Raw genomic sequence first — 23,017 nt, 5'->3', positions numbered from 1 at the left:
ACCATTCTTTTCAAACTATACTAGCGAGGTGTCAGAATGAAGCGGTTTGGGTTAGCGATTCAAATTGTCCTCGGACTCATTCTGGGTATCCTGGTGGGTGCCATCTTCTATGGCAACCCGGCAGTGGCGACCTATTTGCAGCCTATTGGCGATGTATTTTTGCGGCTGATCAAAATGATTGTCGTTCCGATTGTCATTGCCACTCTGATCGTTGGGGTAGCGGGAGTCGGAGACATCAAGAAGCTCGGTAAAATCGGCGGAAAAACCATCCTCTATTTTGAAATCGTTACCACGATTGCCATTGTGGTCGGTCTTTTGGCCGCCAACCTGTTCCAGCCGGGTGTGGGCGTCGACATGTCCCATCTGACGAAAACAGACATTCATACGTATGTTGAGACAGCGGAAACGACGCAAAGTCACAGCATGATTGACACATTCGTAAATATCGTTCCGAAAAACATATTCGATGCCATTGTCCGCGGAGACATGTTGGCCATTATTTTCTTCTCTGTCTTGTTTGGACTTGGTGTTGCCGCTGCCGGGGATAAAGGAAAGCCCGTGCTCGCCTTCTTCCAGGGAGTTGCCGATGCGATGTTCTGGGTTGTAAACGCGATCATGCGCTTTGCCCCATTCGGTGTATTCGCCCTGATCGGAGTGACGGTATCCAAGTTTGGCTTGTCGTCCCTTGTTCCATTGGGAAAACTGGTCATCCTCGTTCACCTGGCGATGCTGTTCTTCATCCTCGTCGTACTGGGAACGATCGCCCGCATCAGCGGAGTCAAGATCACGTCGATTCTTCGCATTTTGAAGGACGAGCTGTTGCTGGCCTACTCCACGTCCAGTTCGGAGACGGTACTGCCGAAGATCATGGAAAAGATGGAGAAAATGGGCTGTCCAAAGGCGATTACTTCCTTTGTCGTTCCGACGGGCTACTCCTTCAACCTGGATGGCTCGACCTTGTACCAGGCACTGGCTGCTTTGTTCATTGCCCAAATGTACGGCATTGATATGCCGATCAGCGCTCAAATTACGCTGATGCTTGTGCTCATGGTAACTTCCAAAGGGATTGCCGGTGTTCCAGGCGTATCGTTTGTCGTATTGCTTGCGACTCTCGGTTCCGTAGGGATTCCGCTGGAAGGACTCGCCTTTATCGCTGGTGTCGACCGACTGCTGGACATGGCTCGCACCGTCGTCAACGTGGTAGGAAATGCGTTGGCTGCTGTCGTCATCTCCCGTTGGGAAGGCCAGTTTGACCAACAAAAAGCAGAGCAGTACATTCAAGAAGTGAAAGCCGAAGCAAGAGCGGCTTAACCATCGAAACATACGAAAGCCTCCTGTTAGGATGTCCTGACAGGGGGCTTTTTGCTGTTGTTCTTGCTTGACACCAAAAACAGGAAGCAGTAATATGATGAAAACAAATTGATAATAACATTTTGTTAATAACAAAACATGCGTAACAATAAGTGATTTTTTACAGAGGTGATTTTATTTCCATGACCGATAAACCGCTTGTCAATAAAAGAGGCCAGACCGAGCAGGAGTATTTGCGCACGTACGATGCCAGCCAGTTCGAGCGGCCGTCCGTGACAGTCGATATGCTTATTTTCACCGTAGTGGACGAACAGGAAGAAAACTACCGCAAGCTCTCGCCCAAATCGTTGCAAATCTTGCTCGTGAAGCGCGGAGAACATCCGTTTTTGGGCCAATGGGCGCTGCCGGGCGGGTTTGTCTCGCCGCGCGAAAGTTTGGAGGATGCGGCCAAGCGCGAGTTGTTTACGGAAACGAACATCCAGAACATTTACCTGGAACAGCTGTACACGTGGGGAGACGTCGGGCGTGATCCGCGCATGCGAGTCATCAGCACTTCCTACATGGCTTTGGTCGATAGCTCGACTCTCAGTTTGCAGGCAGGGGATGACGCGGACGAGGCAGAGTGGTTTCGCATCGAGGACAAGTGGCTGAAGGAAACGAAAACGGCGACAGAGAACGGCACGGTGACAGAAAAATGGCTGGAGCTGCGGCTGGTCAATGCCAAGGAGGAGCTGTCTGCCACGATCAAGATTACGAAGACGATCGCCAACCGGATCGTGCAGGAGAAGCGCGAGATTGTGGACGCTGGCAATATCGCGTTCGATCACGCCAAGCTGATCCAGTACGCGCTGGAGCGGCTGCGCGGCAAGATTGAATACACCGATATCGCGTTTGCCTTGATGCCGGAGCTGTTTACGTTGAGCGAGCTGCAACAGGTGTATGAAGTCATTTTGGGCAAGGAGCTGCTCGCAGCGGCATTTCGCCGGAAGGTGGCAGACAAAGTGCTGGAAACGAACCAATACAGAAAACATGCCGGACACCGTCCATCCAAATACTATCGCTTCAACCCGGAGTGGATGGAACAGTCATAGGCGCAAGCAGGGAGAGAAGAAACGATGAGCCAGGGAAACAACCGTGGCGGCCGCGCAAAAACGGCCCACGAAACGTTGCACATATTGGAGCAAGGCGAGTACGTGAATCGCCGCGGGCAAAAAGTGCAGATCGCAGCCGAGCTTGCGACAGCAGTCAGCGGCACTCTGTTGTATCGTCCAGATGATTTGACCGAGAACTCGGCGGCAGGGGTAGCGAGAACGGGCCGAGGCTCGATCCAGGTGACCTCCGAGTCGAGCTTGGGGGCAGCGGAAAGGCTCATTGTGCGGGAAAAGCGCAGCGATACGCTCTGCCTGAACTTCGCTTCGGCGAAAAATCCGGGCGGCGGCTTTCTCGGCGGGAGCCAGGCGCAGGAGGAAAGCTTGGCCCGGGCGTCCGGACTGTATCCGTGCCTGGTGCAAATGGAGGAAATGTACCAGTACAATCGCCAATTGAAAACATGCTTTTATTCCGACTACATGATTTACTCGCCCGACGTGCCCGTGATCCGCAACGAGGCAGACGAACTGCTGGATGAGCCGTACCTGCTGTCGTTTGTCACCGCTCCGGCTGTGAACGCGGGAGTAGTCCGCGAGCGTGAACCGGAAAATGTCAGCCTAATCGCAACTGTAATGAAAGAGCGCATCCGAAAAGTGCTGCGCCTGGCTGCGATGCACGAGAAACGCACAATCATTTTGGGCGCGTACGGTTGCGGCGTCTTTCGCAATCACGCCCGGGATGTGGCGGACTACTTTGCCCAGGTGTTGCTGCAAGAAGAGTACGCGCCGCTGTTTGACCAGATCGTCTTCGCCATCTATGACCATTCGGCGCGGCAGGAAAACCTGCGGGCGTTCAAGGAGAGATTCGCATGATCGCAATGAGTCGTCGGTTTTTGGCAGACTGGAATTGGTTCGAGCGGATTTGGCTGGCTTCGTTTACGCTTGTCACCGTCTATTTGTTCGTAGCGCTCGATGATACGTGGATCGGCTTGTGCGCGTCATTGACCGGGATGCTGAGTGTCGTGCTGGTCGCCAAAGGCAAGACGTTCAACTACTATCCGGGCATCGTCAACGTGATTTTGTACGCCTTCGTCGCGTATGGGCAAAAGTATTACGGCGAAGTGATGCTGAACCTGCTCTATTTTTTGCCGATGCAGTTTATCGGCCTGATCATGTGGCGCAAAAACAAAGTGTCGGAGCAAAAGCAAAACGACGTCAAAATAGCCGTATTGCGCTCGTCTGAACGCATTTGGTGGAGCGTGCTGTGCGTAGTCGCTACGGTCGCCTACGGATTTGTGCTGAAACAGCTGGGCGGAGCCTTGCCCTTCATCGATTCGCTGACAGCCGTTCTCTCGATTGTGGCGATGATTTTCATGGTGAAACGGCTGGTAGAGCAGTGGGTTGTCTGGGTCATCATCGACTTGTTCACGATTTACATGTGGGTGGTCGCTTTTCTCGCGGACGGCAATGACATCTCGATTCTCGTCATGTGGTCGGCTTACCTGGTCAATGCGCTTTACGGCCTGCTGAACTGGATTCGCCAATATCGCGCGCAAAAGGAGGGGCAGCTATGGGTACCGTAGGCTTTATCGGCGGCAAGTTTTTGCCGTTGCACCAAGGGCACGTCTACGCCATTACCCAGGCGGCGTGCCGCTGCGACGAGCTGTACGTGGTGCTCTCGCACAGCCCCGTTCGCGATCAAAAGCTGTGCGAAGCGGCGGGGATGAAGCCGATACCGTACGAGGTCAGGCTGCGCTGGCTGTCGACACTGGTCAAGGATATGGAAAATGTGCGGGTAATTGCGGTGGAGGATGGCGCGGAGAGCGACGAGACGTACGATTGGCAGGCGGGCGCTGCCGACATCAAGCGCAAAATCGGCAAGCCGATCGATTTCGTCTTCAGCTCGGAGCAGTCGTATGATCCGATTTTTCGCCGCTTGTACCCGGACGCCAAACACGTCGTGCTCGATGGTGCGCGCAGTCAGGTGCCGATCTCGGCTACCCGGATCAGAAACGAGGGCGTCTTCGCCCATTGGCAGCACATTCTGGCCGTGGCTCAGCCTTTCTTTGTGAAAAAGGTGGTCGTCGTCGGGACGGAAAGCTGCGGCAAGTCGACGCTGACCCGCTATCTCGCCAAAATCTACAACACCGTGTTTGTCGAGGAGTACGGCCGCACGATTTGCGAAGAGGTGGGTGGCTGCGACACGATTTTGACGAAAGAGTATTTCCCGCACATCGCCTACGGGCACAAAATGAAGGAATACGAAGCGCTCCAGCGGGCCAACAAGCTGTTGTTCATCGATACGGAAGCGATCGTCACGCAGTTTTATTCAGAGCTTTACACAGGGACTTCCTTTCCGGTGCTGGACGAAATCGCGCGCGAACAGCATTACGATTTGTGGCTGCTCCTCGCGCCGGATGTCGCCTGGATTGATGACGGCCTGCGCGTCCACGGCGCTGAGCAAATCCGTCTGGACAATCACCAAAAGCTGTGCCGGATGCTGGATGAGCGGGGCATTGCTTACGTGACGATTACAGGTGACTATGAAGAGCGTCTGCATCGCGCTGTGCAGCAAGTCAATCAATTGCTGTAAATGTCTTCCCTTTTAGTCGGAATTAAGCTAGACTATGGTCATCAAACGATTCTGACAGAGAGAAGGGAGACGTACTGCATGCAGACGATCGTACAGCCGCAATCCCCCTTGAGCCTGAAGGAATGGGCGGTCGCTGTCAAAGCGCTTGGGGAAGGCGAGCAGATTATTACGATCCGCAAGGGCGGGTTATACGAAGAAACACGAGCATTTCGATTGGAAAACAATCTGTTTTACTTGTACCCTACTTACGAGCATCAGAAGCGCGACATGGTGAAGCCAGCTTACCACCATCTGCTGGATGCGACGCTTGCAGGCTGGTCGAGTGATCAGACGACCGTCTGCATCGAATATTTTGCCGAAGTGACCGACGATGTGGAGCTGATGGACGAGGCCAAGCTGCGTGCGCTGTCGCCTCACCACATCTGGACAGACAACTTTGCGGATGTGCGCCTGCACTGGAAAAAGAAGGAGCCGCTGCATATTTTGTTCGTCCGCATGCACCGCCTGGCGCAGCCGATCGCAATTCCAATTGAGGCCGCTTACCAGGGCTGCAAATCGTGGCACGATCTGCTTGCAGACTTGCCGCGCAGCGAGTTTGCGCCTGTGCTTGCCGCCGAAGAGTTTGCGCGGAAAAAGGCGGAAATCTTGGGCATTTTGCAAGCATAAAAGCATAAAACAGCGAGAAACCGTTCACGCCTTGAGCGGTTTTTTGCGTCTGATCGGCAGGAGATGGCAGGGAATCAGAAGCTCATGCGGAAGTAAAAGAGCGACCAATCAGCATGGGAGGCATGTCATGAAGGCGATCTTGGTAACACAACTAGGCGGCCCGGAGACGATGCAGTACACGGACGTAGATATACCGAAGATTTCAGCTGCGCAAGTGCTCATTCGCGTGGAGATGACGAGTGTCAATTTTGCCGATATCAAGTCGCGCTACGGCAAAAAGGGAGCAGCCAAGCTGCCGTTTATTCCCGGTCTGGATGCGACAGGAGTAATTGAAGAAGTCGGGTCAGAAGTGAAAAATTTGCGCGTCGGGCAGCGCGTGATCGCGTTTCCGGCGAACGGCTCGTATGCGGAATACGTCGTTGCCGATGAGGCGCTCACCTTCGCGATTCCCGACTCGATCAGCACGGAAACAGCCGCAGCTTGCCCTGTGGTGTCGTTTACTTCCTATCAGTTGTTGGCAAAAGTCGCCCGTTTGGCCGAAGGAGAAACGGTGCTGATCCACGCGGCGGCGGGCGGGATCGGAACGACGGCGATTCAGTTGGCCAAGCTTCTCGGAGCGGGGCGCGTCATCGGGAGCGTGGGCAGCGCGGCAAAAGCCGCAGTCGCTTTGGCTGCCGGAGCGGATCATGTCATTTGCCACGACACGGAAGACTTTGTGGAAAAAGTACGCGAGCTGACGGACGGGGCTGGCGCTGACGTCATTCTGGACTCGATCTCCGGCCGGGTGAGCGAACGAAGCATCGAATGTCTCGCCTGGTACGGCCGACTCGTGCATTTTGGCAATGCGAGCGGAGAAATCGGGCAAATCCGCACGCTTGATCTGCATGCAAGCTGCCGCTCGGTGCTCGGTTTCAGCTTCGGCACGACGCGGAAGCTGCGTCCGCATCTTTTGCAGGATACAGCTGGGCAAGTGATCGACTTTTTGGCAAAAGGACAGCTCGACGTCAAGATCGGCAAAGTGTTTTCGCTGGAAGAGGCGGCAAACGCCCACGCATGGGTAGAAAGCAGACAGAGCACGGGAAAGGTACTGCTGCAAGTGCGGCCCTAGCATACGGGAGAATCGAAACGGCTAAAGAGGTGCAGAGCATGAACATCATAGCGGCAAGCGAACTTTCGAAAAGCGTCATTACGGACTTTTTCATCACCAACTGGGGAAGTCCGCAAATGGTGATCGGAAGCGGCATTTTTACATGTGACGAGCTGGACGGCTATGCGCACATCGGCGCGGATGGCGCGATCCAGGGGTATGTCAGTTATGTGCTGGAGCAGACCGAGTGCGAAATCATTTCGCTGGACAGCCTGGCGGAAAACAGGGGGATCGGCTCTGCCCTTTTGGCGAGAGCGGAGCAGGCGGCGAAGGAAGCGGGCTGCGAGCGGATGAAGCTGGTGACGACCAATGACAACTTGCATGCGCTCGGCTTTTATCAGCGGCGCGGCTATCAGTTTCACGAGCTGCATGTCAACGCTGTGGAAAAAGCGCGGGCGATCAAGCCGGAGATTCCGCTGATCGCGGACAACGGGATTCCGATTCGCGACGAAATCGTGTTGGTCAAGCTGATTTAAACAGTATGAGCATGAGAGGGGAAGAGGAAACCAGAACGGAAGCCAGAGCCAGCCAGACCAAGGCTTCCTCCCGCTCAAGCCCGCCACCGCCACCACAACCACTGCAAAAGAAAAAACCAGCATATATGGAATACAGTTACGCCTCCCGCAATTGTTGACATTCTTAACTGTAAGAATTATGATTACAGTACACTTTCGGAGGGGGCCGTCTCAGACGTGAATAGTGAGTTTACGATAGCTGTTCACAGCTTGGCCTTGTTGGCTCATATACCGGGACATATGGCAAGCAGTGAGCTCATCGCGCAAAACGTATGCACCAATCCTGCCAGAATACGCAAAATTATGGGTATCCTGCGAAAAAACGGATTTGTGAAGACAAAAGAAGGCGTAGGCGGCGGATACATTTTGGCTTGCGATCCGCATGCAGTGACACTGGCCGAGATTTACCATTCCATGTCAAAAGGAACCTTGAAGCCGCATTGGTGTTCGGGTGACCCGAAAGAAGCCTGCCTGGTGTCTGCGAATATCCACAACGTGATGGATCAAATTTTTACGGAAGCAGAGCTGTACTACACGAAGTATTTGGAGCAGCTTACCATTCAAAGCGTTTTGGATAAAATTCGTCAAAGCACGTGTCAGGATCAGGTCAGCGAATAAGCAAAGCAGACGAAGCGACTTGTTTGACTGGAAACTGTAACTATTTTTACTACATTTTAAGGTGGTGCGTTCGTATGAATCGGGAACAGTTGCTGGAAATCAGTGATTGGGTATTGGGCAAGACCAAGCATGGCGAGTTGGTTCAAGGCTTCGTGGAAACCGTCGATTCATTGCGGGGCATTGCGAAAGTCTACGTCGTCAAATGCGACAACGAAAACACGGTGGGCAAGATCGTGACCATCCCGCTGCAATGGCTGGAGCGCATGTCGACAGGCACTTTTGACGATCTGGAATCTTTGCATGATTTGATCGACCTGTCGCTGCTCATTCGCGACAAAGCGTGGTTCCTGGAGCTTGCGGCAAAAGCAGAAGCGGTGCGGGACTCGGCAACTGAGGTGCAAACGGGCAAGGCCAGACATTTTTCTGTGCGAAATCGCCTGGGCACGTCAGCGATTTGGGAGCAATGATTTATCATTTTTGCATATAGAGGAGGAGTACCCATTATGTCTAACGTGAATCAGAGCAGTTGGTTTGAAAAAGGAATGACGTTTGAGCAGTATCGCGACAGCATGAATGTGAACAAGCAAGAGTTGAGCCGCGTCTACGAGCAGCTGACGTTCAGCGAGGAAGATCTCGCGTTTTGGAAGGAGCTGTCCGCGCGCAACTGGAAAGGCATCGTGCTGACAGCCGACTGGTGTGGAGATGCGGCGCTGTGCGTTCCGGTCATTCAACGCATCGCGGAAGAAAGCAATATCGAGCTGCGCTTCCTCATTCGCGACGAGAATCTGGAGCTGATGGACCAATACTTGACGAACGGTACAGCGCGGGCGATCCCGATTTTCGTTTTCCTCGATCAGGATGGTTACGAAGCTTGTGTCTGGGGGCCGCGCTCGCCAGAGGTGCAGGAAATGATCACGACTGCGCGGGCGACGCTGCCTGCGACCGATGCGCCGGATTTTGAGGAGAAGCAAAAGCAGCTGTATCGGACGTTCAAGGAAACGATCACGACTGATCCTGCGGTGTGGCGCACCGTGATCGAAAGCGTGAAGGCGAGGCTCAAAGCGTAAAGAGAAAAAATAAACAGGATAGGATTGGATCAATGAAAAGTGAAAATGCAGAGAATAGCGGGCGACCGATTCTCTTTTTGATGATGAACATGTTTATTGCCATGCTCGGAATCGGCTTGATTATCCCGATTTTGCCCGAGTTTTTGAAAGAATTTGGAGCAGGCGGGAAGACGGCTGGCTACTTGGTGGCAGCGTTTGGTTTGACGCAGTTTCTGTTCTCTCCGATCGCGGGAGAGTGGTCGGACAAATACGGTCGGAAAATCATGATCGTCTCCGGCCTGGTGTTGTTTACGATTTCGAATCTGGTGTTTGCCCTGGCCGAACAGACATGGGTGCTCTACCTCTCCCGTTTGATCGGGGGAATCGGCGCCGCTTCGATGATTCCTTCCATGCTCGCGTACGTCGCCGATATTACGACCGAGGACAAGCGCGGAAAAGGCTTGGGACTGCTTGGCGCGGCGATGTCTCTCGGATTCGTGATCGGGCCGGGGATCGGCGGTTTTCTCGCCGAGCTTGGGCTGCGGATGCCGTTTTACATTTCCGCGGCGGTAGGGGCCGTGGCGACGATCGGCTCCGTGCTCTTTTTGTCTGAGTCATTGCCAAAAGACAAACAGCTGGCAGCCCGCCGTTCGGAGCAGAAGAAAGAAAATATTTTCCTGCAACTCGGCAAGTCTTTCCAGTCGTCGTATTTCATCATGCTCGTGCTGATTTTTACGATGACTTTCGGGCTGGCGAACTTTGAAGTAATTTTTCCGCTCTTCGTAGATGCGAAGTTCGGCTATACGCCGCGTGACATCTCGATCATCATCACGGTCGGAGCGTTGGCTGGAACGATTGTGCAGGCTATGCTGATCGGGAAGCTGATCTCCCGTTTTGGAGAAAAGAAGCTGATCAACTGGACGTTTTTCAGCTCGGCGGTCACGATGGTGCTGATGCTTTTGTCAGGGAACTTCTGGTATATGCTCGTCTTGACTGTGCTGTTCTTTACCTTGACCTCGATCATGCGTCCGGCGATCAATACGCTCATCTCCAAGCGGGCCGGGGATGAACAAGGCTTTGTCGCCGGGATGAACAACGCCTACATGAGTCTGGGCAACATTTTTGGCCCGGCTGTGGCGGGTACTTTGTACGGAATGCATGTGAACGCACCGTACTTGTTCGGAGCGATCGTCCTTGTCCTAAGCTTGTTCCTGTCGCGCGTGGAAAGCCGCAGAAGCTTGAAGCGGGTCGCGGCGTAACAGACCGCTTGCTTTCGTTTCTTGACAAAGCTGGAAAACTGATGTAAAAAGAAGGTACGAATTGAACTGATCAAATTCATTGACGAGAAAGAGTACGCTAAACCCCTTGTTCCCCAGAGAGTTGGCCTAGTGCTGAAAGCCAACGTTCAAGACTTAGCCGAAAATCCTCTCCGAGAAGGAAAGCTGAAGCGCAACAAAGTAAGCTGACCCGGGACCCCGCCGTTACAAGGGGCGCGTATGATGGTACGTAGCAGAGGTGTCGAAGCGTCACGTTTTCGTGATCGTTTCGGAACAAGGGTGGTAACGCGAGATGAAATCTCGTCCCTTCGGGGGCGGGATTTTTTGCGTTTTCGGACATCAATCGCAGGAGGGATGAGTGAAATGAGAAAAGTCGACGTCAAAGAAAAGGCGAGGGCACGCGAGCTGCGTGTGCTGGCGCAATGGAAAGAGAATGGCACCTTTCAAAAATCGATGGACAATCGGCTCGGCAAACCGAACTACGTGTTTTACGAAGGGCCGCCGACGGCAAATGGTCAGCCGCATATCGGACACGTGCTCGGGCGGGTGATCAAAGACTTCATCGGGCGTTACAAAACGATGTCTGGATACCGTGTCGTGCGCAAAGCAGGCTGGGATACGCATGGCTTGCCAGTGGAGCTTGGCGTGGAAAAGCAGTTGGGCATCTCGGGGAAGCATGAGATCGAGAACTACGGTGTGGCGAAGTTCGTGGAGCGCTGCAAGGCGAGCGTGTTCGAGTACGAGAAGCAATGGCGGGAGCTGACGGAGGCAATCGGCTACTGGACGGATATGAATCATCCGTACGTGACGCTCACTAACGACTACATCGAAAGTGTCTGGCACATTTTGGCTACGATCCACAAAAAGGGGCTGTTGTACAAAGGGCATCGCGTCAGTCCGTACTGCCCGGATTGCCAGACGACGCTCAGCTCTCACGAAGTAGCGCAAGGCTACGAAGATGTGAAGGACTTGAGCGCGACGGTCAAGTTCCGCAGCAAGCAGGGGGAGGAAGTGTTTCTCGCCTGGACGACCACGCCGTGGACGCTTCCGGCAAACGTGGCTCTCGCCGTCAACAAAGAGCTGGACTACGTGCGCGTGAAGCAAAACGGCGAAGTGTACGTCGTCGCGAAAAATCTCGCAGACAAAGTGTTCACCGATGCATATGAAGTGTTGTCTACGCACAAAGGGGCGGAATTTGTCGGGACGGAATACGAGCCGCCGTACAGCTACGTCCGCGTGGAAAAAGGGCATGTCATCGTCGACGCCGAGTATGTCAGCGATACGAGCGGGACGGGGATCGTCCATACGGCTCCCGCCCACGGAGAGGACGACTATCGCACGACCCGTCAGCACGGACTGGACTTCGTGAACGTAGTCAATCTGGCTGGGCGTTACACGGAGCAAATTACCGATTTTGCCGGGCGCTTCGTCAAGGAGTGCGACGTCGACATCGTCAAAGACTTGGCCCATCGCGGACTGTTGTTCTCCAAGGAACGGTACGAGCACAGCTATCCGTTTTGCTGGCGCTGCAAGTCGCCCTTGCTCTACTACGCGATGGAAAGCTGGTTCATCCAGACGACGGCGATCAAGGATCAGCTGATCGCCAACAACAGCAAAGTCGAATGGTATCCGGGCCATTTGCGCGAAGGGCGGTTCGGCAATTTTCTCGAAGAGCTGGTGGACTGGAACATCAGCCGCAACCGCTATTGGGGAACGCCGCTCAACATCTGGCTTTGTCACGATTGCGGCAGCGAGTACGCGCCTGGAAGCATCGCAGAGCTGCGCGCAAAGGCAGCCGTGCCAATCGACGAGTCGCTGGAGCTGCACAAGCCGTATGTGGATGAAGTCAAGCTGCGCTGTACATGCGGCTCTGTGATGGAGCGCACCCCGGAAGTCATCGACGTCTGGTTTGACAGCGGTTCGATGCCTTTTGCCCAGTACCATCATCCGTTTGGCGACGACAAGCAGTTCCAGGAGCAATACCCTGCCGACATGATCTCGGAGGGGATCGATCAGACGCGGGGCTGGTTTTTCAGCCTGTTGGCTGTCTCCACGCTTTACAACGGGCAAGCGCCGTACAAAGCGGTCATCTCGACCGGGCACGTACTGGATGAGCACGGCCAAAAAATGTCGAAGAGCAAAGGCAACGGAATCGACCCGTGGGAAGTGATCGAGGAGTTCGGGGCAGATGCATTCCGCTGGGCGCTTTTGTCGGACAGCGCGCCGTGGAGCAGCAAGCGCTTTTCCAAGCGGATCGTCGCCGAGGCGAAGTTCAAGGTGATCGATACGATCCACAACACGCACGCCTTTTACTCGCTGTACGCGGGTATCGACCAGTTCGATCCGCAGCAGCATCCGGCAGTTGCGTCTGAAAACGAGCTGGATCGCTGGGTACTGTCCCGCCTGCATACGACGTTGAAAAATGTGCGCAAAGGGCTGGACACGTACGACTTCATGAATCCGGCGAAGCAGATTGAAGCATTCGTCGACGAGCTGAGCAACTGGTACATCCGCCGTTCGCGCGACCGCTTCTGGGAAAGCGGCCTGTCTGCCGACAAAATCGCCGCTTACCATACGCTGCGCGAGGTGCTTTTGACACTTGCGCGGATGATTGCGCCATACGCTCCACTGATCGCGGATGATATGTACGGCAATCTCGGCGAAGCGGGCAGCGTTCATCTGGCAGACTATCCGCAAGGAAACGAGGACGTACGCGACGAAGCGCTTGAGCGCGACATGGAGACGGCGAGACAAATCGTCGAGCTGGCCCGCAATATCCGCAACGAAACCGGAATCAAGACGCGTCAGCCGCTATCCGAGCTGATCGTCTCGCTCGATCGACCGTTTCGCCTCGACCAGTTTGCCGGCATCATCCGGGACGAAATCAATGTGAAAAGCATTCGTCTGGAACGGAGCGACGACGGTTTTGTCACCTATCATTTCAAGCTGAATCTGAAAGTGGCTGGCAAAAAATACGGCAAGCTCGTAAGCGGGCTGCAAGCGCATTTGAAAGAACTGTTGCCAGCCGCAGCCAAGCAAGTGATGGAGTCGGGGCATCTGGACGTGGTGCTGGACGATGAGTCGATCCGCGTTCCGCTCGAAGACTTGCTCGTCGAAAAGCAAGGAAAACAAGGCTTTGCCTCCGCATCCGGCTATCAAATCCACGTGGCGCTGACGACGGAGCTGACAGAGGAGCTTGTCCAGGAAGGGCTGGTGCGGGAAGTGATCCGCGTCATTCAGGACTACCGCAAGCGCATGGAGCTGCCGATCGACAAACGGGTAGTTGTCACGCTCGCGGTCGACGAGGAGCTGCGGACAGCGCTGAACCGTTTTGAGCATTTGCTGCGGGAGAGCGTGCTGCTGTCCGATGTGGTGTACACGTCCGGGCAAGAGCTTGCGACGGTGTCTTTTGGCGAAAAATCGTTCGGCTTGCACATCGAATAAGCAAAAAGGATAGGGAGAAGCGGCACGAATGCTGCTTTCCCTATCCTTTTTTCATTACAACTCATCCCGCTTGGTTTCCACAAGACGCGGCCCTGTCAGCGAATGATCCTCAGGCTGCTCGGCTTCCACCAGCCGTTTCAGTGCGGTCAGCTTGTTGTCCCAGAAACGGTCATAGTAGGACAGCCAGCTTTTCAGCTCGGCAAGCGGCTCCGGTTGCATCCGATACCTCGTCTCGCGACCTACACGCTGCTCCTTGACCAGCCCTGCTTCGGACAAAATGCGCAAATGCTTGGAAACGGCAGTGCGGCTGATCGGAAAGTGCCTGCTGATCGCGGTCACAGGCATTTCCTGATCGGTCAGCAATTGCAAAAGCTTGCGGCGCGTCGGATCGGCGATGGCTTGAAATACGTCATGCTTGGCGGCAGAGCTGCTCATTTACGCTTCCACATACGCTTTCAGCTTAGGCAGCACAGAAGAATCCCAGCCCTGGTTCATCCTGTCGCGGACGACGGCATGGCCTTCCCCAAACTCCGTTACCGTATCGGCAGACCAACCGGAATGAATCAGCGTGAACTCTGTTGTTTCTCCCAAATCTTTTAACGCGAACGTGATCACCCAGTCTTTGCCCCATTTGAACACGAGACGGTTCGGCGGGTCGATTTCTTGCACGACGCAAGGAGAATCGCCGTATGGGGAATGGATGGTAAAGGCATGTCCAGCTACTGGCTGAAAATCGTTTGGCATGAACCAGGCGGCAATCCCGTCTGCTGTAGCGACGGCATCCCAAACTTTTTGCAGCGGAGCTTGAAATACTTGTGTCTGAACGATATCAGGAATGGTGTTGGACATGAATACGCCTCCGTAAAAAGAAAGTAGTTTCCTAGTTTGCACATGGAAACGAAACCAAAACGTTTCGCTTTTTGCAGTATACGAAACCAAAAGGTTGCATGTCAACGGATGATAGGAAAGAAAGATTTGACAGGTTCAGGAGAAATTGATTACAATCAAAACGGAATGAACATTCATTCCGAAGTGAGGAGGTCTGGCATGTCTGAGACAAAGCGGGAGTTAATATTGGAAGCGGCGATGGTTCTGTTTGAACAGCGAGGCTTCGACGGCACGACTGTTCCGATGATCGTCGACAAAGCAGGCGTGGGCGCCGGGACGCTGTATCGCTATTTTGAAAACAAGGAAGCGCTGGTTAACACGTTGTTTCAAGAGTGCGTCAACGATGTGCTGGAGACGCTGAACCAGGGCTATCCGCACGACTCGCATGATTCGCGCAAGCAATTCGCTCATATTGCCAAGCAGCTGGTCAGCTATGCGAATAAAAATCTCACGGCCTTGCTGTTTGTCGATTCCCATGTCAATGGCTACTATTTGGACGAAGCAAGCCAGGCAGCTTACATGCGCCTGCGCACGTTTTTTTATGAGTTCATTGACCAGGGGAAGAAAAACGAAATCATTCGTCCGTTGCCTGCCGACGCATTGATCGCGATCATTGACGGTGCGTTTATATCGCTGTACAAGTCTTGCCGGGCGGGCGAGATCGAGGAAACACCGGAATTGCTGGCAGGCGTGGAAGAGGCTTGCTGGGATGCGATCAGAATTCATTGATTCTGATCTTTCTTTTGAACAAAACGGAATGAATATTCATTCCGTAAAACCGACATCGCTTGGACATGTACCTAATTAAGCAGGAGTGAAGAGAACATGAATGCATGGATCAGGAAAGCGGCGGGAAGTGTAGCGCTCCTCTCGCTTGTGCTGGTGGGAACGGCTTGCACAACAGGGGAGCAGCCTGCAAGCAGCGTGGAAACCCGGCTGGATGCAAAAGTGGTGGAAACGAAACGGCGTTCAAACGAAGACTGTCCGTACCGAGAGCGAGCTGTCGGGCACGCTTGCTCCTGTAGAAGAGGTGACGGTTGCTTTTGAAATTGCCGGGGAAATCAAACGGATGCCGTTCAAGGAGGGGGATTCGGTTAAAAAGGGAGACGTTCTGGCGGTGCTTGGCACCACGGACTACTCGCTCCAGCTCGCAATGGCAAACGCAGAAGCAAACGGCGCGAACGCCCAATTGGCCAAAGTGAAAAACGGCTCCCGCAAGGAAGAAGTCCAGCAAGCGCAGGCAGCGGTTGAAGCGAAGCAAATCTCTTTGCAGCAGGCCGAGAGCGATTACCGCCGCATGGAGCAGCTACATAAAAATGGGGCGATCTCGCAAAGTGAGTTTGAACGGGCGAAAAATGCGCGGGAGCTGGCGGAAAAAGACCTTTTCCAGGCAAAAGCGACCTACTCTCTGGTCGTCGAAGGGGCGCGCGCGGAAGATGTGAGCGCAACGCAGGCGAGCTATCAAGGAGCGATGGCAGCACGCAATCAGGCGGCGGCGACACTGGCGAAAACCGAGGCGAAAGCGCCTTTTGCCGGAACCGTACTGGCAAAAATGGCGGATGTCGGTCAGCTTGCAGGCCCGGGTGCTCCCGTGTATCGCATCGGCAACATCCAGCAGCTGAAAACGGTTTTGCCTGTGCCGGATAAAGACATCTCATCCTGGCGGGCAGGCGACGAGGTCGAGCTTGCGCTGTACGGGAACAAGCGCAAAGGCAAAGTGACGAACATCTATCCGGCTACGAATGAACAGACGGGCACGATCGGCGTGGAAGTGGTGGTCGACAATGCCGCCAAAGACTGGTTTGCCGGGCAAGTGGTCAGTGCGAAACGAACCTTGGAGCAAAAAGCAGCGATTTTTATTCCGACCCAAGCTGTTTTCAGCCGCGGGTCTGAACCTTATGTCTTCCTTTTGACAGAAGGAAAAGCCCGCAAGACGACGGTAACACTGGGGGAGTATGTCGACAACGAGCTGGAAATTACAGCAGGGATAGCGGCGGGCGATGTCTTGATCACTGACGGGGCAGACCGCTTGCTCGACGGGGATCAGGTCACTGTCAAAGGAGGCGTGAAGCATGATTGAATTTTTGATCAAGAAGCGAAAAATCACGCTCGTCTTTTTTGCGATGCTGATCTTGATGGGGATTTACGTCTTGTTCTCGCTCCCGAGACAGGAGCAGCCTGACATCATCGTCGGCACCGCGACAGTGACTACGGTCTATCCGGGAGCGACTCCGCAAAAAATCGAGCAGACCGTCACGAAAAAGCTGGAAGAGAAGATCAATGAAGTGCAAGGGATCAAGTCGATCAACTCCGAGTCGCGTTCAGGGGTGTCGATCATTACCGTACAGACGGAAAATGATGCCAAACCGAAAGCCGTGTTTGAAGACATGCGGAAAAAAGTGAAGGACGCCGAAGCCGACCTGCCGGAAGAGGCGGAGCAGCCGATCATCAATGATGACATGAGCCGCACTTTCATCCAGTCGTTCCAAATTACCGCCGATTCTTTTGAACAAATCGTGCAATTGCGCGATACGCTCGACCTGTGGAAGGATCAGCTGCGCACCGTTCCGGGCGTGTCCGATGTCTCGATCCTCGGATTGCCCGAGCAGGAAGTGAAAGTCAACGTACAGGCGCAAAAGCTCCAGCATTACGGCATTTCTTGGGCGCAAGTCATGAACGCGATTCAAACGAAAAACGAGACGGTTCCACTCGGAGACATACATGTCGACAAACGCCAATACCAACTGACCATGCCTGTCAGCTACGATCCGACTTCGCTCGGAAAAGTGGTCGTGACCCGTACTGCTCAGGGGGTACCCGTCTATTTGCAAGATGTCGCCACGATTTTGGACAGTACGAAACGGGTGGAATACAAGACGTACTACAACGGAAAGCCCGCCGTCACGGTCAGCATCAACGCCGAGCTGGGCAGCAACGTCCCGAGCGTCCAGCGCGCGGTCGACGAGAAGCTGCATTCTTTAGAAGAGCAGCTGCCTTTGTGGGCGAAAAAGGAAACGGTTTACGCCCAGATGGATCGGATCGACAGTTTGTTTTCCGAGCTGTTGCATGAAATGCTGATCGCGATTGTGGCCGTCCTGTTCGTTTGCAGGCTCGGCTTGAACTTGACGACTTCGATGATGGTCGCCCTCGCGATCCCGATCTCGCTTGCGTCAGGGATGGCTGTTCTCCCTTTGCTCGGGATCACGCTGAATCAGATGAGTGTCTTTGGCATGATCATCGTTCTCGGGATTTTGGTGGATGACGCCGTTGTGGTCAATGACAACATTGAGCGCAGGCTGTCCGTGCTTGGAGAAGAACCGTATACGGCAGCCGTGCTTGGCACGAAAGAGGTTGCCGTTTCGATTGTCACGGCGACATTTGCCACGATCAGCGCATTTGGCCCGATCATTTTTTTGACAGGCGATGCCGGGCAGTTCATTTTTCCGGTGCCAGTCGTCATCATTTTCACGATGACCGCCTCCATGATCATGTCGCTCTCGCTCATCCCGATTTACCGGGAGTGGAACGAGAGACGAAAAAACAAGCGCGCGAAAAAAACGGCAGCAGACCGCAAGCCAGCCGGACTTTTGGGCAAGCAGATCGATGCGCTGACCCGCTGGTACGGAGATCGAGTCATGCCGGCGATGCTGAAAAACCCGTTGAAAACGGGAGTGATCGGGGTGCTGGTCGCTACAGCCTTTTACGGACTGGCTGCGTTTATTCCGATCCAGCTGTTCCCGGATGACGACAGACCGCAGATGATTGTCAACATAAACATGCCGATCGGCAGCAATTTGCAGGAAACCGACCGGATCGTCCAAGGCACCAGCGACTGGATTGTCAAACAGCCGCACATTCAAAAGGTGGCTGCCTTCGTCGGGGGAGCTGCCCCGCAGATGATCACGAGTGCCCCGTCGATCGGAACAGGCGAAAACATGGCGCAGCTCGTCGTCGTCTTTGACCATACGCAGATGGATGCGCGCAAAGTCGTCGAGCCGTGGACTGTGCAGCTGAAAGAACTGTACCCGGAGGCGAATATCATTCCGTACAGCGTGAAGGCGGGCATGTATTCGGGCAGCCCGGTCGCCATTCGCGTGTATGGAAATGACTTGTCCGAGCTGTATGCGATTTCCGAGGAAGTCAAAGCGATGATTAAAGAGACGAAAGGAACTTACAATATCAATGACACGCTCGGGAATGCGCAATATTCCCTCCAATTCCAGGTGGAGCAGGGGAAAATGGACAAGGCGCTGGTCCATGAAGCGGATTTGACGAGAACGTTGCGTCTGATCAGTCAAGGCATCCCGGTTGGACAGTTTGACAACGGGAAAAAGCTGATCGACATGACTTTGCTGGCTGATCAGGCGAACATGACTCCGCAGCAGCTTTTTAGCCAGCTTACGGTTCCGAATAGCCAAGGGCAGCTCATTCCGGTGGCGCAAATAGCGGAAATGAAACCGAGCTTGTCCATCCAGAGCATTCCCCGCTACAATATGTCCCGCAGTGTCACGATTACGAGCGATGTGCGGGGGCGCACGGCGGATGACGTGATGAGCGAGCTGGTGCAAAAGCTGGAACACGTCGAAATGCCGGATGGTTACGCATGGAATGTGACGGGTGAATCGGAGGAGGAAGGCGACGTGCTGGCCGATTTGGGGCTGCTCGCGGTGGTGGCTGTGCTGCTCATCTTCCTGTTGATTGTGTTGCAGTTCAATTCCTTGTCGATACCGACTTTGGTGATGAGCACAGTCTACCTGGCGATCGCCGGAAGCATGATCGGGTTGTTCATTACCGACACGCCGATCGGCTTCATGACAGTAGCCGGGTTTATCTCCTTGGCCGGAATTGTCGTGCGAAACGGAATTGTCCTGATCGAGTTCATCGAAGAAGCACGGCACGCTGGCATGGGGTTGCGAGACGCGGTGATCGGCGCAGGAAAAGCGCGGCTGCGCCCGATTTTGCTGACGACTTTTGCGGCCGTGGCTGGCCTTGCGCCGATGGCGATTTCCGGGAGCGTGCTGTTCAAACCGCTGGCCATCACGATTATTTCCGGGCTGCTGTTCTCGATGCTTTTAACTTTGATTGTCGTGCCGTCGCTTTATACCGTCGTGGCGCTGCAAAAGGAAAAGAAGCGTGAGCGGGTGGAGAAGCAGCAAGAGGCTCCGGCTTGCGTGTAGCGGTTTTGGCAAAGCTTTTTTGCGCGATCTCGTTTTTTTACAAGGAATTTTCAGACAAATGGAGAAATGGGGGAGGTGCAAAAAAGACGTACTTCATCAGGAAGCGAGGAAAGACAGATGAACCAGAGCAAGTGGAAAGTGGGCGTCATCGGCGCAGGAGTCATGGGCGAACGAATGATGAACGCCATTCGCACGCACGAAACATTTTGTGTAGCGGCAGTCAGTGACGTTTCGGCGGAAAGAGCCCAGGAGGCTGCGCAAAAATCCGGAGACGTGCCGTGGTACACCGATTACAAGGAATTGCTCGCAAAAGAAGAGCTGGATTGCATCTATCTGGCTGTTCCGCCAAAATTCCACCACGCGATTGCCTTGGACGTGCTGGCTCACAAAAAGCATTTGCTGTGCGAGAAGCCGCTCGCCAACTCGCTTGGGGAAGCGGAGGAAATGCTGGCCGCAGCGAAAGACGCAGGTGTCGTACACGCGATGAATTTCCCGCTCTACTATCAGGGCATTTTCCCGGAGCTGCGCCGCAGGCTGGAGGAGATCGGCGATGTGCGCAGAATCGACATTTTGACTCATTTCCATACATGGCCGCGCCCGTGGCAGCAGACGCCGTGGCTGTCCGGTCGGGAGCAGGGCGGCTTCATCCGCGAGGTTTTGCCGCATTTTACCCATTTGACGTACGCTTTGTTTGGCGACTTGCAGGTGATCCGCTCGGAGGTAGACTATCCGGAAGATCCGCAAGCGTGTGAAACAGGCGTATCTGCCTTCTTGCGCCTGGCAGACGGCACGCCTGTGACGATCAACGGGCTGGCGGGTATCGCGCATCAGGAGCATTTGGACTACCGCATTTACGGTACAAAAGGCACGCTCAGTGTGGTCAACTGGAGCAAGCTGTTTGTCGGAAGAGACAATGAAGCCCCTCAGGCAGCGGGCGTGCCCGAGCAGGATCGTCTGTCGCTGTTGCTCGATGAGCTGTCGCTGGCTCTGGAAGGCAAGGAAGCCAGGCTGGTTACGTTTGAGACAGGTGTAAAAGTGCAGAAAGTATTGGAAGCGTTGCTGGGTCACGCGTAACGGTAAGGCAGGAAAAATCCCCTCGCGGAAGCGTCCGCGTTCGTCTCGTAACAGCTTGGGACGGACGTGGATGACCGGAGGGGATTTTTTGCGTTTAATGGACGCGCAGGGCTGGGTAGACGAACGTTTTCAACGTCAGCCCTGTGAACGAGCAGCCCGCCGCTTTTGGATGTCCGCCACCGCCGTAATGGGCGGCGATCACAGAGAGATCGACGTCATCGCGGTTCGTGCGCAGGCTGATCCGGCCTTTTCCCGGATCGAGCATGGCGACAAAGTCGATTGTCTCGTCGCTTTTGCACAAAAAGCTTCCCGTCGTAGAGTGGTATTGCTCCAAAAAGACGACCCCGACTGTGTACTGCTTCGGCTTGTCCAGGTCGATGTCGACCGGAAGCCGCTTCATTTGCCGCAGCTTTTTTTGCTCGTAGGCAGCGATTTTGCGTTCCTCCGCATAGATCAGGATCGACTCCCATTCCGTGAACACAAACTGATCCGTGTCGCCGCCTTCCCCGCGCAATCGTCCGATTACTTGATCGGCAAAAGTCTCCCGTTCTGCCAAGTAAAACAACAGGTTCAACTGATGCGCCTGGTCGTTGCCGCTCGCCTCCCAGTCCCACGTGTCAAAAGCGCGAACCAGCTCTACGTAGTGGGAGAGCACGTCGGTAGGCGCAAGCGCGCCCTTTTGGATCAAGTAGTCGTAGTAAAGGCTTGTGGCCGAGGGCTTTTTCCCCGCCTCCTCTACCACGACATTCGCCCAGTCGTACTTGGCTGACAGCGGCAGCGCCGTGGGGTGGTGGTCGATCAGGACGAACGAATGCCCGCGCGCGACCTGTTTTTGAATCAGGGCGGCTACTTTTTCGTTGACGCTGACATCGGTAATGACAACGGACATTCCGGGGGCAAGCTCCTGCTCGATGAACGTCTCGATCTCCTGGCTGACGGTATACGGAGATACGCCGCGGACGAGGACTTCCTGGCCGGCATAGGCGATTCGGCTCAGGATGGCGCACGATTCTCCGTCGAGGTCCTTGTCGGTGAAATGGATGATGGCTGGCTGATGCATTGAAGGCTCTCCTTGTGTTTGGCTTTTTGTGGGATAGCGAAGCTACCACTTAGGATGTCCTTTTCGGCTTGTGTTCGAACCAGCGGGAGGGCGAGCCGAGCCATTTTTCAAAAGTATGTGTCGTCTGAAGTTCGTTGATGAACAAGCAGTCCGCCTGCGCTTGCTAACGAAAGGTGCGAAAAGACGTTTCCAGCTTATGGATGAATGCTTTGGCGGCCACACTCATGTACTTGTCGTTGCGATACATGATCACCATTTCCCGGATCGGCGAATCTTTGATCTCGATCGCGCGAATGTTGAGCGAGGGGAAGCTTTCGATCAGGCGGCTGGGCTGGATCGTAGCTCCGATTCCGGCGTGAACGAGTTGGAGCAGAGAGGTGGCAGAGCCTGTTTCCATGATCGTCTCAACGGTCAGCCCGTATTCCAGCCCCCATCTGTCGATCAAATCTCTGCCGTAAAAGCCTTTCGGATACATGACAAACGGGATGGTGCGCAAATCGTCGGCAGACACAAATTCGTTCTCGGCAAGCGGGTGGTCGGCATGGACGTAGAGACTGTACGTTTCCGTGTAAAACGGGATGCGGGTCAAGCGCTGGTCGGCAGGCACGGCGGGCATGGACAGACCGACACCCAGGTCGACTTCAATGTTCAACACCTGATTGACGATGTCGATGGAAGGAAACACTTGCACTTTGGTTTGCGGGAATTGCTTATGAAAGTCGATGAGCAAAGAGGTGAGCCGATAGTCCAGGTCGGAGGGCAGTACGGCAATGCGCAAGTGGCTGGCATGCAGGCGGGTCAAGTCTGCGATGGCTGTTTTCGCATTTTCAAGCTGCTGCGCGATTTGTCTGGCGTGATGCTCCAAAATTTCTCCGGCTTCTGTCTTTACCGTTTTTTTCCCGATGCGGTCGAACAGGGGGACGCCGACTTCGTCTTCCAGAACGCGGATTTGCTGGCTCAATGTCGGCTGGGTGATGCCGAGCTTGTAGGCGGCTTCGGAAAAATGCAGTTCGTTGCACAGCATGAGAAAGTATTGCAGCTGGCGAAATTCCATCGCTTCCGCTCCTTTATACATAGTCTGTAACTATTGTTTGTATAGAAAAAATAGAATTG

At 54.3% G+C, this 23,017-nt stretch carries 21 protein-coding genes and 1 other annotated feature; of the genes, 17 read left to right on the top strand and 4 right to left on the bottom strand.

Annotated features, from left to right (window positions below; genetic code table 11):
• The first annotated feature begins 36 nt into the window (after positions 1-36).
• The 13 genes from IRJ17_RS24825 to ileS all read left to right on the top strand — a co-directional run bounded on the left by IRJ17_RS24825 (position 37) and on the right by ileS (position 13,705).
• Positions 37-1,311 carry a cation:dicarboxylate symporter family transporter gene (locus tag IRJ17_RS24825; protein ID WP_122963060.1) on the top strand — a complete coding sequence of 425 codons (1,275 nt, stop codon included), beginning with the start codon at positions 37-39 and terminating at the stop codon, positions 1,309-1,311.
• Positions 1,312-1,493: 182 nt separating this feature from the next.
• Complete coding sequence (locus tag IRJ17_RS24820) at positions 1,494-2,402, top strand: NUDIX hydrolase (protein ID WP_122963061.1); 909 nt, start codon at positions 1,494-1,496, stop codon at positions 2,400-2,402.
• 24 nt (positions 2,403-2,426) lie between these two features.
• Entirely contained in the window at positions 2,427-3,272 is an 846-nt protein-coding gene (locus tag IRJ17_RS24815) for a TIGR02452 family protein (protein WP_242772197.1), read from the top strand.
• Positions 3,269-3,982, top strand: a complete 714-nt coding sequence (gene pnuC / locus IRJ17_RS24810) for a nicotinamide riboside transporter PnuC (RefSeq protein ID WP_242772195.1) — start codon at positions 3,269-3,271, stop codon at positions 3,980-3,982. The genes IRJ17_RS24815 and pnuC overlap by 4 nt, the downstream gene beginning before the upstream one ends.
• Complete coding sequence (gene nadR / locus IRJ17_RS24805) at positions 3,970-4,992, top strand: multifunctional transcriptional regulator/nicotinamide-nucleotide adenylyltransferase/ribosylnicotinamide kinase NadR (RefSeq protein WP_242772193.1); 1,023 nt, start codon at positions 3,970-3,972, stop codon at positions 4,990-4,992. The genes pnuC and nadR overlap by 13 nt, the downstream gene beginning before the upstream one ends.
• A gap of 78 nt (positions 4,993-5,070) precedes the next feature.
• The gene (locus IRJ17_RS24800) at positions 5,071-5,658 is read left to right on the top strand and encodes a DUF1802 family protein (RefSeq protein WP_242772191.1); all 588 of its coding nucleotides are present in this window, start codon (positions 5,071-5,073) and stop codon (positions 5,656-5,658) included.
• Positions 5,659-5,785: 127 nt separating this feature from the next.
• Positions 5,786-6,766: a quinone oxidoreductase family protein gene (locus tag IRJ17_RS24795; RefSeq protein ID WP_242772189.1), complete on the top strand. Its 981-nt coding sequence runs from the start codon at positions 5,786-5,788 to the stop codon at positions 6,764-6,766.
• A gap of 38 nt (positions 6,767-6,804) precedes the next feature.
• Positions 6,805-7,281, top strand: a complete 477-nt coding sequence (locus IRJ17_RS24790; protein ID WP_173598381.1) for a GNAT family N-acetyltransferase — start codon at positions 6,805-6,807, stop codon at positions 7,279-7,281.
• 216 nt (positions 7,282-7,497) lie between these two features.
• The gene (locus IRJ17_RS24785; protein WP_122963068.1) at positions 7,498-7,938 is read left to right on the top strand and encodes an Rrf2 family transcriptional regulator; all 441 of its coding nucleotides are present in this window, start codon (positions 7,498-7,500) and stop codon (positions 7,936-7,938) included.
• 74 nt (positions 7,939-8,012) lie between these two features.
• Positions 8,013-8,405: a hypothetical protein gene (locus tag IRJ17_RS24780; protein ID WP_122963069.1), complete on the top strand. Its 393-nt coding sequence runs from the start codon at positions 8,013-8,015 to the stop codon at positions 8,403-8,405.
• A gap of 36 nt (positions 8,406-8,441) precedes the next feature.
• Complete coding sequence (locus IRJ17_RS24775) at positions 8,442-9,005, top strand: thioredoxin family protein (RefSeq protein WP_173596176.1); 564 nt, start codon at positions 8,442-8,444, stop codon at positions 9,003-9,005.
• A 32-nt stretch (positions 9,006-9,037) separates the two neighbouring features.
• On the top strand, positions 9,038-10,243 hold the full coding sequence (locus tag IRJ17_RS24770) for an MFS transporter (RefSeq protein ID WP_122963071.1): 1,206 nt from the start codon (positions 9,038-9,040) through the stop codon (positions 10,241-10,243).
• A gap of 70 nt (positions 10,244-10,313) precedes the next feature.
• Positions 10,314-10,572, top strand: a binding site (T-box leader).
• 52 nt (positions 10,573-10,624) lie between these two features.
• On the top strand, positions 10,625-13,705 hold the full coding sequence (gene ileS, locus IRJ17_RS24765) for an isoleucine--tRNA ligase (protein WP_242772187.1): 3,081 nt from the start codon (positions 10,625-10,627) through the stop codon (positions 13,703-13,705).
• Between the two features lie 54 nt (positions 13,706-13,759).
• On the opposite strand, the gene IRJ17_RS24760 is transcribed toward ileS, so the two are convergent.
• Together IRJ17_RS24760 and IRJ17_RS24755 are read right to left on the bottom strand one after the other, a co-directional pair.
• Entirely contained in the window at positions 13,760-14,140 is a 381-nt protein-coding gene (locus tag IRJ17_RS24760; protein WP_122963073.1) for an ArsR/SmtB family transcription factor, read from the bottom strand.
• The gene (locus IRJ17_RS24755; RefSeq protein ID WP_122963074.1) at positions 14,141-14,554 is read right to left on the bottom strand and encodes an SRPBCC family protein; all 414 of its coding nucleotides are present in this window, start codon (positions 14,552-14,554) and stop codon (positions 14,141-14,143) included.
• 198 nt (positions 14,555-14,752) lie between these two features.
• On the opposite strand from IRJ17_RS24755, the gene IRJ17_RS24750 reads away from it, so the two are divergent.
• From IRJ17_RS24750 to IRJ17_RS24735, 4 genes are all read left to right on the top strand, one after another.
• Entirely contained in the window at positions 14,753-15,322 is a 570-nt protein-coding gene (locus IRJ17_RS24750) for a TetR/AcrR family transcriptional regulator (RefSeq protein WP_217021930.1), read from the top strand.
• Positions 15,323-15,533: 211 nt separating this feature from the next.
• Positions 15,534-16,673 carry an efflux RND transporter periplasmic adaptor subunit gene (locus IRJ17_RS24745; protein WP_242772185.1) on the top strand — a complete coding sequence of 380 codons (1,140 nt, stop codon included), beginning with the start codon at positions 15,534-15,536 and terminating at the stop codon, positions 16,671-16,673.
• Entirely contained in the window at positions 16,666-19,770 is a 3,105-nt protein-coding gene (locus tag IRJ17_RS24740; protein ID WP_242772183.1) for an efflux RND transporter permease subunit, read from the top strand. Before IRJ17_RS24745 ends, IRJ17_RS24740 begins: the two co-directional genes overlap by 8 nt.
• Before the next feature lie 117 nt (positions 19,771-19,887).
• Positions 19,888-20,844 (top strand): Gfo/Idh/MocA family protein, encoded by a 957-nt coding sequence (locus tag IRJ17_RS24735; protein WP_242772182.1) that lies wholly within the window; start codon positions 19,888-19,890, stop codon positions 20,842-20,844.
• Positions 20,845-20,938: 94 nt separating this feature from the next.
• Here the strand turns inward: IRJ17_RS24735 and IRJ17_RS24730 are convergent, their stop codons facing one another.
• The gene (locus IRJ17_RS24730) at positions 20,939-21,904 is read right to left on the bottom strand and encodes a DHH family phosphoesterase (RefSeq protein WP_242772181.1); all 966 of its coding nucleotides are present in this window, start codon (positions 21,902-21,904) and stop codon (positions 20,939-20,941) included.
• A 163-nt stretch (positions 21,905-22,067) separates the two neighbouring features.
• Positions 22,068-22,958 carry a LysR family transcriptional regulator gene (locus IRJ17_RS24725; RefSeq protein ID WP_122963080.1) on the bottom strand — a complete coding sequence of 297 codons (891 nt, stop codon included), beginning with the start codon at positions 22,956-22,958 and terminating at the stop codon, positions 22,068-22,070.
• Positions 22,959-23,017: the final 59 nt, after the last annotated feature.

The sequence above is a fragment of the Brevibacillus parabrevis genome (assembly GCF_022701015.1).
Lineage (GTDB): Bacteria > Bacillota > Bacilli > Brevibacillales > Brevibacillaceae > Brevibacillus > Brevibacillus parabrevis.
This window is presented reverse-complemented; position numbering and strand designations above follow the sequence as displayed.